A 14,064-nucleotide genomic window follows, 5' to 3' on the forward strand; every position below is an offset into this window, starting at 1 on the left:
GCGAGTTGACAGTTTGGTTACATCATCTCTGATTTAAGTGGGTGACCCGGTGGCGCAGGACTCGGCAGGCCCGTTGCGCCTGCTGTGGCTCATCGCCCACGGGCAGGCGGCGTCGCGGATGGAGCTGGCGCGGGCGCTCGGTCTTCCGCAGTCCACCGTGTCCGTGCGCACGCAGGCACTGATCGCGGCCGGAGTGCTGGCCGAATCCGGCGAAGGGCGTTCCGCGGGTGGACGGCGGCCGAAGCTGCTGTCGGTCAACGCGGGTTTCGGTCACGTCTGGGCGGCCGACGTCGGCTCGCGGCACGTGCGGATCGGCGCGCTCGACATGGCCGGCGACGTGCTCTGCGTACGCGAGCGGCCGCTCGACATCGACCGCGACCCGGCGGACGTGGTCGCTGCCTTCGTTGAGGCAGTCGAGGCCGTCATCGCCGAGTCCGACTGTCCTGGCCGGACACTCGGACTTGGCGTGGCCTTCCCGGGGCCGGTCGACGTGGACGCGGGCACGATCACGCTGCCGTCACGAATGCCGGGCTGGCGGGGGTTCGCGGTCCGGGAAACCCTGTGCGAGTACTTCGATCTGCCGGTCGTGGTCGACAACGACGCGAACCTGCAGGCGCTGGGCGAATCCGTGACCGGCCCGCCCGGGCGCACGCTGCTCGCGGTGAAAGCCGGCACCGGCATAGGTTCGGGACTGGTGGTCGGCGGTGAGCTCTACCGTGGCCGCGCCGGGGTGGCGGGCGACATCAGCCACGTGCGCGTGCCCGCGGCCGGTGACCGGCCCTGTGCCTGCGGTAACCGCGGCTGTCTCGAGACGGTGGCCAGTGGCGCCGCGCTCGTGGCTCAGTTGCGGGAGCAGGGGATCGCGGTGGAAAGCACCGCCGAGGTGATGGCCACTGCCGAAGACGGGCATCCGGTCGCGACCACCGCGGTCCGCCGTGCGGGGCTGCAGCTCGGGGAAGTCCTGGCCACTGTGGTCAACTTCAGCAATCCCGACGAGGTGCTGCTCGGTGGCGCACTGTCCGGTTCGGAGGCGTTCGTCGCGGCGGTGCGTGGCGCGCTGTACGAACGCTGCCTTCCCTTGGCCACCAGGGAATTGAGGATCGACCGCGTGCGCTTCGGCGCGGACGCGGGGCTGTACGGCGCGGGTGCACTCGCGCTGGACGAAGTGTTCGACCGAGCGATACGGAGCGGGCGATGAAGAAGCTGCGAGTCGGGATCACCGGAATCGCGATCGAGTCGAGCACTTTCTCCCCACATCGGTCCACTGTGGATGACTTCCGGATACTTCGTGGTGCAGAACTCTTGGGGCGCTACGACTTCCTCGACGCCGAGTGGGCGCGAGACGTGGAGTGGGTGCCGCTATTCGACGCCCGTTCGCTGCCCGGTGGCGCGGTCACCGAGGAGGCCTACGCCGAGCTGTCCGGAGAAATCCTGAGCCGGCTGCGCGCGGCAGGCGACCTCGACGGGCTGTTCTTCGACATCCACGGCGCGATGAGCGTGGCCGGCCGCACCGACGTGGAAGGCGCTCTGGCGCAGGAGATCCGGGCCATCCTCGGTCCGGACGTCCTGCTGTCGGCTTCGATGGACCTGCACGGCAATGTCACCCGTGAACTGGCCTCGGCACTGGACCTGATCACCTGTTACCGCAAGGCTCCGCACACTGACGCGTGGGAAACGCGGGAGCGGGCGGCGCGGAACCTCGTTGCCCGGTTGCGTTCCGGCGGGCGGCCGAAGAAAGCCTGGGTCCAGGTGCCGGTGCTGCTGCCGGGGGAGAAGACCAGCACCCGGTTGGAACCGGCGAAGAGCGTGTACTCCGCGGTGGACGACGTCGAGTCGCTGGACGGCGTTCTCGACGCGGCGATCTGGGTTGGCTACGCCTGGGCGGACGAGCCCCGGTGCCAGGCGGCGGTGGTCGTGAGCGGCGACCACGAGGATGTCGTGCTCGCGCAGGCGCGTCGGCTCGCCCAGTCCTATTGGGATGCTCGGGGTGACTTCGTCTTCGTCGCGCCGACCGGCAGCCTGCAGGAATGTCTGACGCATGCGGTGTCTTCGGCGGAGCGGCCGTTCTTCATCAGCGACTCCGGGGACAATCCGACCGCGGGCGGTGCCGGGGACACGTCGTGGAGCCTGGATGTCCTGCTGCGTATGCCGTCTGTTGTGGACTCTGAGCTGACCACGCTGTATGCGGCCATTGTGGACCCGGAGGCGGTGGCCGCTGCGGTGGCTGCAGGCGTCGGTGCCACGGTGTCCGTTGCGGTGGGTGGAAAGATCGACTCCGGCCCGCACGGTCCGGTTTGGCTCACCGGCCGGGTGGAGGCGATCGACGCGGACGACCCGGTGGCCGGCACCGCCGTGGTGTTCGCCGTCGGTGGCCTGCGGATGATCGTGACCGCGCGGCGCAAGCCCTACCACCTGGAGTCCGACTTCCACGCCCTTGGTCTGGACCCGCGCCGTGCCGACGTGGTGATCGTGAAGATCGGCTACCTGGAACCGGAGCTGTACGACATGGCGGCCGGCTGGCTGCTGGCACTCACCCCCGGTGGCGTCGACCAGGATCTGCTGCGCCTGGGGCACCACGGTATCGAGCGGCCGATGTTCCCCTTCGACGCGGACATGCCCGCTCCGGCGCTCACACCCGAACTGCTCTGACCTTCCTCTTCGGGTGTCACGTTCCGTGACCGTCCGCTGCGGGCGAACGCTGCTGCCTTGACATGCAGGTGTTCACCTGCGTTACTGTGGGTGTGCAACCGGAACTGGACAAGGTGTTCAAGGCGCTGGCCGACCCGACCCGCAGGTACCTGCTCGACCAGCTGCGCGAGGACAACGGGCAGACGCTGGGTGAGCTGTGCCGCCGGCTGGAGATGGCGCGCCAGTCCGTCACCCAGCACCTCGCGGTCCTGGAGGAGGCGAACCTGGTGAGCACCGTCCGCCGGGGCCGGGAGAAGCTGCACTACCTGAACCCGATGCCGCTGCAGGACATGCAGGAGCGGTGGGTGGACCGTTTCGAGCGGCCCCGGTTGCGTGTCCTGAACGCTGTCAAATGCCGAGCAGAGGAAGCCATGAACGAGAAGCCGAGTTTCGTCTACGTCACCTACATCGAGAGCACGCCGGAGCGGGTGTGGGAGGCGTTGACCGACCCCGAGATCACCGCGCGGTACTGGGCACATCGCAACGAGTCCGACTGGCGGCCGGGCTCGTCCTGGGCACACGTGCGGGCCGACGATTCGGGCGTCTCCGACGTGGTCGGGGAGGTGGTCGAGGCGGACCCGCCGCGGCGGCTCGTCACCACGTGGTCCGATCCGGCAGGCCCGGAAGGGCAGGTGCCGTCGCAGGTGGTCTTCGACATCCAGCCGTTCCAGGGAAGCGTGCGGCTGACGGTGACGCACACCGACCTTGCCGACGAGAAGGCGCACCGGGACGTCTCCGGTGGCTGGGCGGTCGTGCTCTCGAACCTGAAATCCTTGCTGGAGACCGGGAAACCCCTGTCGGTGGATCTCAGGCACAAGCCGTGACTAGAGGGCCGCGCAGGTGTCGTTCAACACCTTCACGACGGCACGTGGGCTGCCGGAGATCAGCTCGACGCGGTCTTCGCCGTTGCGGTAGGTGAGCACGCGGCCGAGGTCGAGGTCGACGGCGGTGATCGGGCCGCCGGTGAAGCGGCGGCCGTCGTGCCGTCGGGCCGTGTAGAGCTGATGCACGGCGCGCTGCGGCCGGGAGAACACCGTGGCGAAGTGGTCGCGGTCGGCACTGTCGTCGAACGGATCCGGGGTTTCCTCGGTCGGACGGTCCATGACCGCGGAACGGATCGCCGCGCCTGGCGCCGTCGGGAGCGTGTCGAACAGAGCGGTGGCCAGCCGGGTCGCCGGGATGGGGCGCAGTTCGACCAGGTCGTCGCGCACGGTGGCGAGAACCGCGTCCGTGCCGTGGCGCGCGGCCAGTGCGCTGTGGCGGGTTCCGTCGCGGTGCTCCGACCAGCCGAAGTACTCGCGTTCCGCGTGCCCGAGGGTCTGGAGGGTGCTTCGCCAGTGCGGGGCCAGCGTGCGGTCGTGCGCGAGGTCGAGCCGGGTGAGCAGGTCCAGGGTGGCGGAGTGCAGCCGCTGCCGTTCCGCGTCGTCCGGCCAGAAGTAGCGGTCGACGCCGAAGACCGGATGCGGACTGCCGAGGTCGAGCATGCCCCAGGCAGCGCCGAACGCCGTCGCAGGCAGGGCGACTGTCCCCGTGATGGCGGTCATGCGCCGGCAACCGAAGATCCGTACCCAGGGCGGCGGTACGTGGCGGACATGGCGAGACTTGCGAACGGAGGCGCCGACTGGCTGTGGCACGGGCACGGGCACGGGCACCGGCGCTGACTCTCGCTCTGGCTTCGGCTCCGGTTTCGGAGCTGGCACTGGCCCCGGCTCTGACACTCGCACTGGTGCTGGCATTGGCTCCGGTTTCGGAGCTGGCACTGGCCCCGGTTCCGGCGCTCGCGCTGACTCCACCCCTGGCGCTGGTGCTGGCTCCGCCCCTGGCGCTGGTGCTGGCTCCGCCCCTGGCGCTGGTTCCGCCCTTGGCGCTGGTTCCGGCTCCGACATTGGCACCGGCATCGCGCTCGCCGGCGCCGCGCTCGAAGCTGTTCCCGGGTACCTTCCACCCTGACGAGTGGTTGTTGTGTCGTGACGCGCTTCTGTACGCGCCCGTCACAGCCGGCAGTGCCGGCTTCCCCGCCGGACACGGCGTCCTCCCGCATGGCTGCCCCCTCGGCACCGTTGTCGGCAATTGCAGACACTGGGTACGGTAGCCGATCACTCACCGTTTGTGAGATGTTTCCAAGAATGGTCGGGCGATAAGACATTAATGCCATAGTCATGAATTCTTTGACGGTGAGCACGCTGCTTCCGACGCAATGCGCGGGATTGCCGATGCGCCGGCCTTGACGCCATGCCAGCCCACGTGCCGTGGTGGTCGGAAGGCACAGCGATGCAGCCTGGGTGATCGCCGCTGCCTACGGGCGGCAAGGGTCGCCGTGCGCTGGGCCGACGTTCGTGCCACGCCGTATGCCAGGCTCGCCCCCGACCCGACCCGACCCGACCCGACCCGACCCGACCCGCCCCGACGCGACCCGCCCCGACGCGACCCGCCCCGACGCGACCCGCCCCGACGCGACCCGCCCCGACGCGACCCGCCCCGACGCGAGCTGACCCGCCCACAGTGCGGCAGTGCGTCCGTGCGCACCGTTGTTGGCCCCGCCTTCGAGATGACAGTGGAACCGCGAGTCTCCGCCCCGGCCCCGGCGCACTGGATGGGCCCGGACTCGTGTTCGGCGTCGACCCAGCCGTGTACGCTGCCTGATACGCGCGTATGTCGCCCAGCAAACAGTTCTCGTTCCAGATTCCGGTTTCCTCGCCGATTCAGCACACGTTGGCACGCCCGATGGCGAATTCGTCAGCGAATGACCACGACCGGCCTTGGAAACCTTGCCTGCTCAGGTCATCCGGATGGCCCGCCATGCTCGTGCGGTGACTCGCGATCGAGTGTGGTTTTGGCCTGCTGCCGGGCGGGTTCTCGCGGTCGGTGGCCCTTAGCCGGGTGTGTGGTCGTTGCTGTGACAGGGGAGGGCGAAGTCGGTCGCCGGCGGTTGTGCAAGGGGGTCACCCCGTAATTGTGCACGGGTAGTCGGTGGTTGTGCCGGGGATCGCTGGTCACTGTGCACGGGTAGTCGGTGTTGGAGTCGGTCGCCGGTCGCTGTGCGCGGGATCGTCGGTGGTTGTGCGCGGGATCGTCGGTGGTTGTGCGCGGGATCGTCGGTGGTTGTGCGCGGGATCGCCGGTGGTTGTGCGCGGGATCGCCGGTGGTTGTGCGCGGGATCGCCGGTGCGCTATGCTTCCGCTGCATCCCGTGGAAGTCGGCTTGGCCGCCCACGTGTGATCTGCAGGTTCCGCGAATACCCGGCGGTGGGGCGCGGAGTCAGTGTATCCCCCGGCCGGCCCCATCGGTCCCGGCTGCATCGGCGATCCGCGTCCGAACGTGTCGATCGCCCATCACTTCAGGAGTAAACCATGACACAGCAAGGAATTCTCGATATCCACGGCAAGTCCGCGACACTCGGGTACGAGCCGGGTGGGCCGGTTGTCCCGTTCGGGCTCGTTCGGGAGCACGGGTTGCGGCGCGGCGACGAAATCGTGCTCGACGGCGGGGCGATTCTGTCCGTCAACGGGGCCGCGCCGGGGAGTCCGCGCGGCGAGTTCGAGCGGCTCACTCCGATTCATCCCGACCAGCGGCTCGTGCTCGAGACCAGCCGGCACCAGCTCACCACGCGCGTGCTCGACCTCGTCGCGCCGCTCGGCAAGGGGCAGCGGGCGTTGATCGTCGCGCCGCCGTGGACCGGGAAAACCTCGGTGCTGCAAGCGATCGCGCAGGCGGTGTCGGTCAACCACTCGGAGGCGCACCTGATGGTCCTGCTCACCGACGAGCGACCGGAAGAAGTCACCGATATGCGGCGGACCGTGCGGGGCGAGGTCGTCGCGTCCACTTTCGACCGCAAGCCCGCCGAGCACACCGCGCTCGCCGAGCTGGCGCTGGAACGCGCGAAGCGCCTCGTGGAAACCGGCCGCGACGTGGTGCTGCTGCTCGATTCGCTGACGCGTCTCGGCCGTGCCTACAACCTCGCCTCGCGGCCGTCCGGGCGGGTGCTCTCCGGCGGGGTCGACGCGAGTGCGCTGCACCCGATGAAGAGGATCCTCGGTGCCGCACGCAATGTCGAAGACGGCGGTTCACTCACCATCGTCGCGACCGCGCTGGTCGGCACCGGATCACTCGCCGACACGGTCTTCTTCGAAGAACTGAAGAGCACCGGAAATTCCGAACTCGTGCTCGACCGTACTCTCGCCGACCACCGGGTGTTCCCTGCCGTCGACCTGTTCGGTTCCGGCACCCGCCGCGACGAGCTGATCGTGCCGTCCGCCGAAATCACGGTGCTCGCCGAGGTTCGCCGCGCGCTCGCCGGGCAGGAACCGAAGCGGGCCGCGGAACAGTTCCTCGAACAGGTCCGTACCACCGGGTCCAACGCCGAATTCGTCGCCAGAGTCACGGCTTCGCTCGCCGTACCGGACCGGATGGCGGCCTGAGTGGACACCGAACGCCTGCGCCTCACACCGATCGGCCCGCAGTCGGCCGACGAGCTGTACGACCTGCACACCGATCCGGGCATCGTTCGCTGGTACGGCCAGTGGACCCGCGCCGACGCGCAGGCCCGCGCGACGGACATCGGCCACGGCTGGAACACCGATGGGGCCGGCAAATGGCTTGCCCACCACCGGGAAACCGGGGAGCTGATCGGCCGGGGTGGACTGTCCTACCAGGACGTCGAGGGCGCCAGGTCACTGGAGATCGGCTGGGCACTGCGCGAAATTCACTGGGGAGACGGCTATGCCACCGAGATCGGCCGCGCCGGCCTCGCGTACGCCTTCGAAACGCTCGGAGCGCCGGAAGTCGTCTCCTTCACCGAGACGCACAACGTCCGGTCTCGCGCGGTGATGGAACGCCTCGGATTCACCTACCTGCGCGAATCCGCCATCGCGGCGAGCCATTCGCGCTTTACCTGCGCACGGCCCGGGAACGGTGACCAGCCGGTGCCGCAAATACCCTTCGCCAGCCCCTGGCCACGAGTACGCCCGCGGTGACACCGAGATCACCTGCCGATCCGCGGCGACGTCCGTGGTCGGCTCCTTCCAGCCGAATCGGCGCCGAACCCGTGCCGCGGAGTCGGAGGCTGCTCCGACCTGCGCCTGGCTACTAAGCTGATCATCGCCGAGCTATCGACGAGGAGGAAGTGCGTGGCACAGTGGACCGATCTGGTCGCGTTCATCAGGCACGAGTACCGGGTGATCCGGGAGGACCCGGACGAGATCCGGATCCGGATCACGTTCGCGCAGGATGCGGAGAGTGAGGGACGGGCGCAGGTCGTGGTGATCGCGCGCGAGGTGTTCGACCGGCGCGAGGACTGGGTGCAGATCGCCACCCCGTTCGCCCGGGTGGAGGAGGTGGACCTCTACCAGGTGCTCAGTGAGGCCGGCGCCACCCTCGTCGTGGGCGGCATCGTGGTGATGGGGGAGCACGTCGTCCTGCGGCATTCCCTGCCGCTGGTGAACCTCGACCTCAACGAGTTCGTCGACCCGCTCGAACTGGTCGCCGGTTCGGCCGAGCTGCTGGAACAGCAGTTCACCGGCCGCGACGACTACTGACGCGCTTGGCCCGGCTCCTCGCTCGGGGAGCCGGGCCAAGCTTCAGAACCCGACCGGACGCGGTGCGCGCGGACCGTCCACCCTGGACTGTTCGGCCGGAGGCACCGCCGCGCAGTGCTTGCCTGTCTCCGGCTCGGTGCCCTCCAGCAGGAAGGCGTCGGCCGCGTCGGTGACACACTGGCTGTTCTTGAAGTACGCGCCGTGGCCCCAGCCGTCGTAGGTGAGCAGCGGTGCCCCGGCCTGCCGCGCGGCGCGTTCGGCCCAGCTGTAGGGCGTGGCCGGGTCGAACCGGCTGTTCAACATCAGAACCGGCACGCCAGGGCGGACCGAGAGCGGATGCTGGGGGTTGCGCACCGGACCCGGCCAGCCCGCGCAGCCGGTCGCCGCGGACCAGCCGAGCGGGGAGAGGCGCATGTCCGGCGCGAGCACCGACAACGCGCGGCGCTGGCTCTGCAGCTGCGGGTAGCTGGTGACCGGCAGCCGCCAGTCGGAGCAGAAAATGCTGCCGAACGCACTGGGTACGCTGGTCTCGGTGGCGCCGAACGCGGCGCCGGCGGGCTTGCCGTCCCGCAGCGAGATCAGGTCCTTGGCGAGCCGGCCCCAGGTCGGTCCGTAGAAGTGCTGGGTGACCAGCCCGGCGAGCGCAAGCGGGTCGAGCCGGTCGTCCGGTGTGCCGAGCGTGCCCTGCTCCGCCCGCGAGTACAGGTCCGCCATCAGCTCGTGGAGGTTCTGACCGTGCAGCGCGCACGACGTGGTTCGCTCGCACCACTGCGTGAACTGGCCGAACATCTCCTGCACGGCCTGGGTTTCGGTGCGCAGGAACTCCCAGGTGCTGCCGATGGAGTGGTCCATGTTGCTGTCCAGGACGAGCGCCCGCACCCGGTCCGGGTAGGTCTCGGCGTACTGCTGGCCCATCAGGCTGCCGTAGGAGACGCCGTAGTAGGTCAGCTTCCGCTCGCCCAGCGCCGCCCGGATGGCGTCCATGTCACGCACGACGCTCGTGGTGTCCACGTGCTCGGCCAGCGGCCCGGTGATCCGGTCGCAGCTGTCGCCCAGCGCCCGGTTGTAGGCCAGCAGCTGCCGGAATTCGCCGGAGTTCTTCGGCAGCTGCGGATTGTCCCCGCTGATCTCGTCGAGACCGCAACGCACCGCGGTGCTCTGGCCGACGCCGCGTGGATCGAATCCGACGGTGTCGAACCGCGCGGTGATCTTCGGTGACAGCGACCAGCCGTCCTGCACCTCACCGGCGCCGGCGCCGCCGGGGCCACCCGGATCCATCAGCACCGAGCCGATCCGGTGTGCCGGGTCGGTCGCCTTCCGGCGGGCCAGCGCGAGCTGAATGGTGCCGTCACCGGGATGCTCCCAGTCCAGCGGCACGGTGACGCTGCCGCAGTCGACGCCACTGGCGGTCGGACAGGGTTTCCAGTCGACTCCGCTCGCCACGGCCGGCGCAGCTGCCGCCGCCGGGACAGCTGCCGCCGCCGGCACCGCTGCCACGGCCGGAACCGCCGGCGCAGCCGTCGCCGGCACCCCGGCGGACATTCCGGCCAGCGCCGCGGCCGCCGTGATCAGCACGGCGATCTTCCTGCCCAAACCCATGCGCAGCCTGCCTTTCGGGCGTGAACCGGTGACCTCAGTGGCGTGGATCCTGCCAGAACCTCACCATCCCGGCACAGTCGGGGCTGATCGTCCATTGTGGACAAGAGTGGCCGAACGGCCGGGCCATCACGCCGCTGACCTGCGCTGACCGCCACTGACCGGCGCTGACCGGTACCGACCGACGCTGACCGGCGCTGACCGGCACCGTCAGCGTTTCGTGCGGGCGCGGTAAGCGGCTCACCGCACTCTGGTGGCGTCGAAGCCGAACGATCCAGGGGAGTACCGATGACCAAGTCCGTTCTCGTTTCCGGGGCCAGTGTGGCCGGCCCGTCCGCCGCGTACTGGTTGCACCGCTACGGCTACTCGGTCACCGTGGTGGAGGCCGCGCCCGCGCTGCGGCCCGGGGGTCAGGCCGTCGATTTCCGCGGCGAACAGATGCGGCTCGTGCGTGCCATGGGGCTGCTCGAGGAGCTCAGCGAATACGAAACCGGCATGGGTGACCAGCTGCTGCTCGATCCGGCGGGCAAACCGGTGCTGACGATCCCGAGCCGCTTCATCAGCGGGGAGCTCGAGCTGCTGCGTGGTGACCTGGCCCGAATCCTCCACGAACGCACCAAGGACTACACCGAATACGTTTTCGGCGACCGCGTGACCACGCTGACCGAGACGTCCGACGGCGTCGAGGTGTCCTTCCGCCACGGTGCGCCGCGCCGGTTCGACCTCGTGGTCGGCGCGGACGGGGTGCACTCCGGCGTGCGGGCCGCGGCGTTCGGCCCGGAGGAGCGGTTCCGCACCGACCTCGGGTATTACACTGCGGGGTTCGTCGCACCGAACCACCTTGCCCTCGACCACCGCGGCCTGATCCACAACGAGGCCGGCCGCGGCATCATGATCGCCAGCCACCGTGATCCGGCAACGGTGCACGTCGGCCTGAACTTCCGCGGCGACCCGCGGGGGTACGGCCGGCCGGACCTCGCGCGGCAGAAGGAGATCCTCAGCCAGGCGTACGCGGGTGCCGGCTGGGAGGTGCCGCGGTTCCTGGCCGCCATGGCCGACGCCCCCGATCTGTACTTCGACCGGGTCGGCCAGATCCGCGTCGATCGCTGGTCGCGCGGCCGGGTGGTGCTGCTCGGTGACGCGGCGTGGTGTGCCGGGCCGGGTGGGTCCGGCACCGGACTCGCCATGATGGGGGCGCAGGTGCTCGCCGGGGAACTCGCCGCCGCGGGCGGGGACCACCGGACCGCCTTCGCGCGGTACGAGCAGCGGCTGCGCAAGCCGGCGCACGTCGGGCTCAAGAACGGCGCCGGTTCGGGTGGGTTCCTGGTCCCGCCGACCGAGCGGAAGGTCCGGTCCCGCAATCGCACCTACCGGATGCTCGCGGGCCCGCTCGGTGGCCGGTTGTTCGACTACATGGGTACCCGGGCGGCGAACGCGGTGAAGTTCCGTGAGTACGCGCAGCCGGTCGTGGCCTGAGCCCGGGCTTGCCTTCCCGTGCGGGTCAAGGTTTAGCGTCGCACCCATGCGAATCGGCGAACTCGCCCGGCGGGCCGGGACCACCACGCGGGCCCTGCGTTTCTACGAGGCGCAGGGCCTGCTCCCGGCCGGTCGCGCGGCCAACGGCTACCGCGACTACGACGAGGACGACCTGCGCCTGGTCTCCGAGATCCAGACCCTGCGCACGGTCGGGTTCAGCCTCGCCGACACCCGCCCGTTCGTCGACTGCCTGCGCACCGGGCACGAGGCGGGCGACGACTGTCCGGCGTCGGTCGAGGTGTACCGGCGCAAACTCGACGAGGTCGAAGCCTGCCTGCGTGACCTCGCCGCGGTGCGCGCCGCCCTCCTCGACAAGCTCGCCGCGGCCACGGCCGGGACGGCCGACCCCTGCACCGCACCGGAGGATGCCCGATGACCACCGACGCCACGTTCGCCGCCGACGTCCTGGCGCACGGCAAGCCCGTGCTCGTCGACTTCTGGGCGCCCTGGTGCCCACCGTGCCGGATGATCGCGCCCGTGCTCGCCGAGATCGACGCGGAGCGCGACGACCTGACCGTGCAGACGCTCAACACGGACGAGAATCCCGAGACGGCGCGGGAGTACCAGGTCATGGCACTGCCCACGCTGATGCTGTTCCGCGACGGGGCCCCGGTACGCACGTTCGTCGGCGCCCGTCCCAAGGCCGCCCTGCTCGCGGAACTGGACGACGCACTCGGCTGAGCCGGTGAATTCACCACCGGACTGCCCGCCGAACCGGTAAAAAGGACACACCACACCGGGGAGGCGCCGCCGTGACCCAGTTCGTCCGATCGTATCTGTTCCTCCGGCGCGCCATCGGCGTGCTCGGGATCGCGCTGCCGATCGTCGTGATCGCCGGCAAGCAGCTGCTGGAAGGCGGTGACCTGCTCGGTTCGCTGAGCAGCTACTACTACAGCGACCTGCGCAACGTCTTCGTCGGCATACTGTGCGCCATCGGCGTGTTCCTGATCTCCTACCGCGGTTACGGCGTGCTCGACGACGTCGCGGGCAACATCGCCGCGGTCGCCGCGATCGGCGTCGCGCTGTTCCCCACGACCCCCGCTTCGCCGACGCCGGGACAGCACGCGATCGGCATCGCGCACCTCGTGTTCGCCACGATCTTCTTCCTCACCCTGGCGTTCTTCTGCCTCTTCCTGTTCACCAAGATCGACGGCGCCGCGCCGAGCAGGCGCAAGACCTCGCGCAACGTGGTGTATCGCGTGTGCGGCATCGTGATGCTGGCGAGCCTGGTGCTGATCGTGGTCATCGGGCAGTTCTTCGCCGACGCCACGGCCGCCTGGCATCCGACGTTGTGGCTGGAGTCGCTGGCGGTCGTCGCGTTCGGTGCCGCCTGGCTGGTGAAGGGTGAGACCCTGCTGCCGGACCGGCCGGAGCCGTCCGAGCTGGTTCAGTCCAGCCGGGCGTAGGCGGCCGAGACCCGGGTGAGCCAGGAGACCTCGGCGGCGAACGTCTTCGCGTCGTGGTCGCCGAACGCGCCGGTGTCCTGGCTGACCTCGGGCGCGGACCCGGAATCCTTGGCCCGCAGGGCTCGCTTGATCCGGCGGGCCTCCGTCGCGGCCTGTTCGGCCGGCGTCTCCGGTGCCGGGTCGGTGCGGTCCATGTACGGCCGCAGCGCCCGCCAGCCGTCGCGGATCTCGATCACCCGGCGGTGCAGCAGGTAGTGCAGGTCCGACCAGCGCCGGGCCGACCCGCGCGGCGCCGGCGGCTCGAGCGCGATGTCCGGAGTGGACTCGTACAGCGACTGCCACAGCGGGTAGAGCGCCCGGTAGGAGCGGAGGTTGCGGCGCCAGGACAGGGCGTTGGACACGTGCCCGCCCCAGGACGGCATCGTCAGCGCGGTCGAGACCACCACGATGCCCAGCACGCTGAACACCGACGCCGCGAGCGTCCACGCGCCCAGGTGCAGGCCGAGCGCCGGACTCAGGATGTTCACCGTGCGTGCGGCGCAGTAGAGGAACAGCACCACCGCGCCCGCCGCGAGCATCCGCATCGCCCGGCGCAGCCACGGATTCGTGGTGCCGCGGGCATACGGCAGGCACTGCCGGTAAATCGTCACGCACGGCACCGCCTGCGACACGATGAACAGCAGCAGATAGGTCAGAATCACCGGATCCTTGCTGCCGCTGGAGAATTCCGTCGAGGGCGTGCCCGGCCGGTTGCCGATCGAGAAGAGCACGCCGAGTACCACGCACAGTGCCGCCGCGGAGAGCAGCCAGGCCCGCACCCGGCGGCGTACCGCCGAAAGCGGATTGGCCCACAACAGCATCATGATCTGCGCACTGATGCAATAGGCGACGGCGACGAGGTGCAGCAGGAGAATGGTGAGGTTCGGCACCCCGAACAGCGAGACATCGATCGACAGCGCGCCGAGGGTGAAGGTGAGGCACTGCAGGATCAGCGTCGACATGATTGCGACGTAGGCCCAGTCCCGCCACGATCGCCGGATCGCCGTGAGCTTGTACAGCAATGCCGCGTACGACGCGATCGCCGACAAAGCGAACAGCACAGCCCTCAGTGCGTCCACACCAGACTCCCCAGAATCGTGGTCAGTGCGCGGTGGCCGCCGCCCCGGCTCCCGCTCGCTCGGAACAGGCCACGCCGTCGCCGCCGTATCCGGCGCTGCTTCGAGTACCCGCCGCACCGGTTCCCGCACACCGGTGCACGCCACGGGCAGCCTCGGCGGAACTGTCCATGATCGGCGACCTTACAC

13 protein-coding genes are annotated in these 14,064 nt (G+C 69.7%); 10 read left to right on the top strand and 3 right to left on the bottom strand.

Annotation, left to right across the window (positions count from 1 at the left end; all coding sequences use genetic code 11):
- Window positions 1–49 precede the first annotated feature (49 nt).
- The 3 genes from BJY18_RS31785 (at window position 50) to BJY18_RS31795 (ending at window position 3,512) form a co-directional block, all read left to right on the top strand.
- A complete protein-coding gene (locus BJY18_RS31785) occupies window positions 50–1,198 on the top strand; it encodes an ROK family transcriptional regulator (protein WP_312874024.1) in 1,149 nt (382 codons plus the stop codon).
- Window positions 1,195–2,649, top strand: coding sequence for a M81 family metallopeptidase (locus tag BJY18_RS31790; RefSeq protein WP_184783562.1), 1,455 nt, complete (start codon window positions 1,195–1,197; stop codon window positions 2,647–2,649). Before BJY18_RS31785 ends, BJY18_RS31790 begins: the two co-directional genes overlap by 4 nt.
- A 92-nt stretch (window positions 2,650–2,741) precedes the next feature.
- Entirely contained in the window at window positions 2,742–3,512 is a 771-nt protein-coding gene (locus BJY18_RS31795) for an ArsR/SmtB family transcription factor (RefSeq protein WP_312874128.1), read from the top strand.
- Here BJY18_RS31795 and BJY18_RS31800 read toward each other — a convergent pair whose 3' ends face one another.
- A complete protein-coding gene (locus BJY18_RS31800) occupies window positions 3,513–4,232 on the bottom strand; it encodes an ESX secretion-associated protein EspG (protein WP_184783564.1) in 720 nt (239 codons plus the stop codon).
- A gap of 1,806 nt (window positions 4,233–6,038) precedes the next feature.
- Between BJY18_RS31800 and rho the strand changes: the two genes are divergently transcribed.
- The 3 genes from rho (at window position 6,039) to BJY18_RS31815 (ending at window position 8,222) form a co-directional block, all read left to right on the top strand.
- Window positions 6,039–7,106 (top strand): transcription termination factor Rho, encoded by a 1,068-nt coding sequence (rho, locus tag BJY18_RS31805; protein WP_184783565.1) that lies wholly within the window; start codon window positions 6,039–6,041, stop codon window positions 7,104–7,106.
- The gene (locus BJY18_RS31810; RefSeq protein ID WP_221458050.1) at window positions 7,107–7,661 is read left to right on the top strand and encodes a GNAT family N-acetyltransferase; all 555 of its coding nucleotides are present in this window, start codon (window positions 7,107–7,109) and stop codon (window positions 7,659–7,661) included.
- A gap of 153 nt (window positions 7,662–7,814) precedes the next feature.
- On the top strand, window positions 7,815–8,222 hold the full coding sequence (locus BJY18_RS31815; RefSeq protein ID WP_184783566.1) for a hypothetical protein: 408 nt from the start codon (window positions 7,815–7,817) through the stop codon (window positions 8,220–8,222).
- A gap of 42 nt (window positions 8,223–8,264) precedes the next feature.
- Here the strand turns inward: BJY18_RS31815 and BJY18_RS31820 are convergent, their stop codons facing one another.
- A complete protein-coding gene (locus BJY18_RS31820) occupies window positions 8,265–9,821 on the bottom strand; it encodes an alpha/beta hydrolase (RefSeq protein ID WP_246459028.1) in 1,557 nt (518 codons plus the stop codon).
- A 285-nt stretch (window positions 9,822–10,106) separates the two neighbouring features.
- On the opposite strand from BJY18_RS31820, the gene BJY18_RS31825 reads away from it, so the two are divergent.
- From BJY18_RS31825 to BJY18_RS31840, 4 genes are all read left to right on the top strand, one after another.
- Complete coding sequence (locus BJY18_RS31825) at window positions 10,107–11,294, top strand: FAD-dependent monooxygenase (RefSeq protein WP_184783567.1); 1,188 nt, start codon at window positions 10,107–10,109, stop codon at window positions 11,292–11,294.
- A 46-nt stretch (window positions 11,295–11,340) separates the two neighbouring features.
- Window positions 11,341–11,730, top strand: a complete 390-nt coding sequence (locus tag BJY18_RS31830) for a MerR family transcriptional regulator (protein WP_184783568.1) — start codon at window positions 11,341–11,343, stop codon at window positions 11,728–11,730.
- Window positions 11,727–12,035 carry a thioredoxin gene (trxA, locus tag BJY18_RS31835; protein WP_184783569.1) on the top strand — a complete coding sequence of 103 codons (309 nt, stop codon included), beginning with the start codon at window positions 11,727–11,729 and terminating at the stop codon, window positions 12,033–12,035. Before BJY18_RS31830 ends, trxA begins: the two co-directional genes overlap by 4 nt.
- Before the next feature lie 71 nt (window positions 12,036–12,106).
- Window positions 12,107–12,760 carry a DUF998 domain-containing protein gene (locus tag BJY18_RS31840; RefSeq protein WP_184783570.1) on the top strand — a complete coding sequence of 218 codons (654 nt, stop codon included), beginning with the start codon at window positions 12,107–12,109 and terminating at the stop codon, window positions 12,758–12,760.
- Here BJY18_RS31840 and BJY18_RS31845 read toward each other — a convergent pair.
- Window positions 12,742–13,878, bottom strand: a complete 1,137-nt coding sequence (locus BJY18_RS31845; protein ID WP_184783571.1) for an MAB_1171c family putative transporter — start codon at window positions 13,876–13,878, stop codon at window positions 12,742–12,744. The two genes, BJY18_RS31840 and BJY18_RS31845, sit on opposite strands and share 19 nt — an antisense overlap.
- Between the last annotated feature and the right edge of the window lie 186 nt (window positions 13,879–14,064).

It is taken from the genome of Amycolatopsis jiangsuensis (genome assembly GCF_014204865.1).
GTDB lineage: Bacteria > Actinomycetota > Actinomycetes > Mycobacteriales > Pseudonocardiaceae > Amycolatopsis > Amycolatopsis jiangsuensis.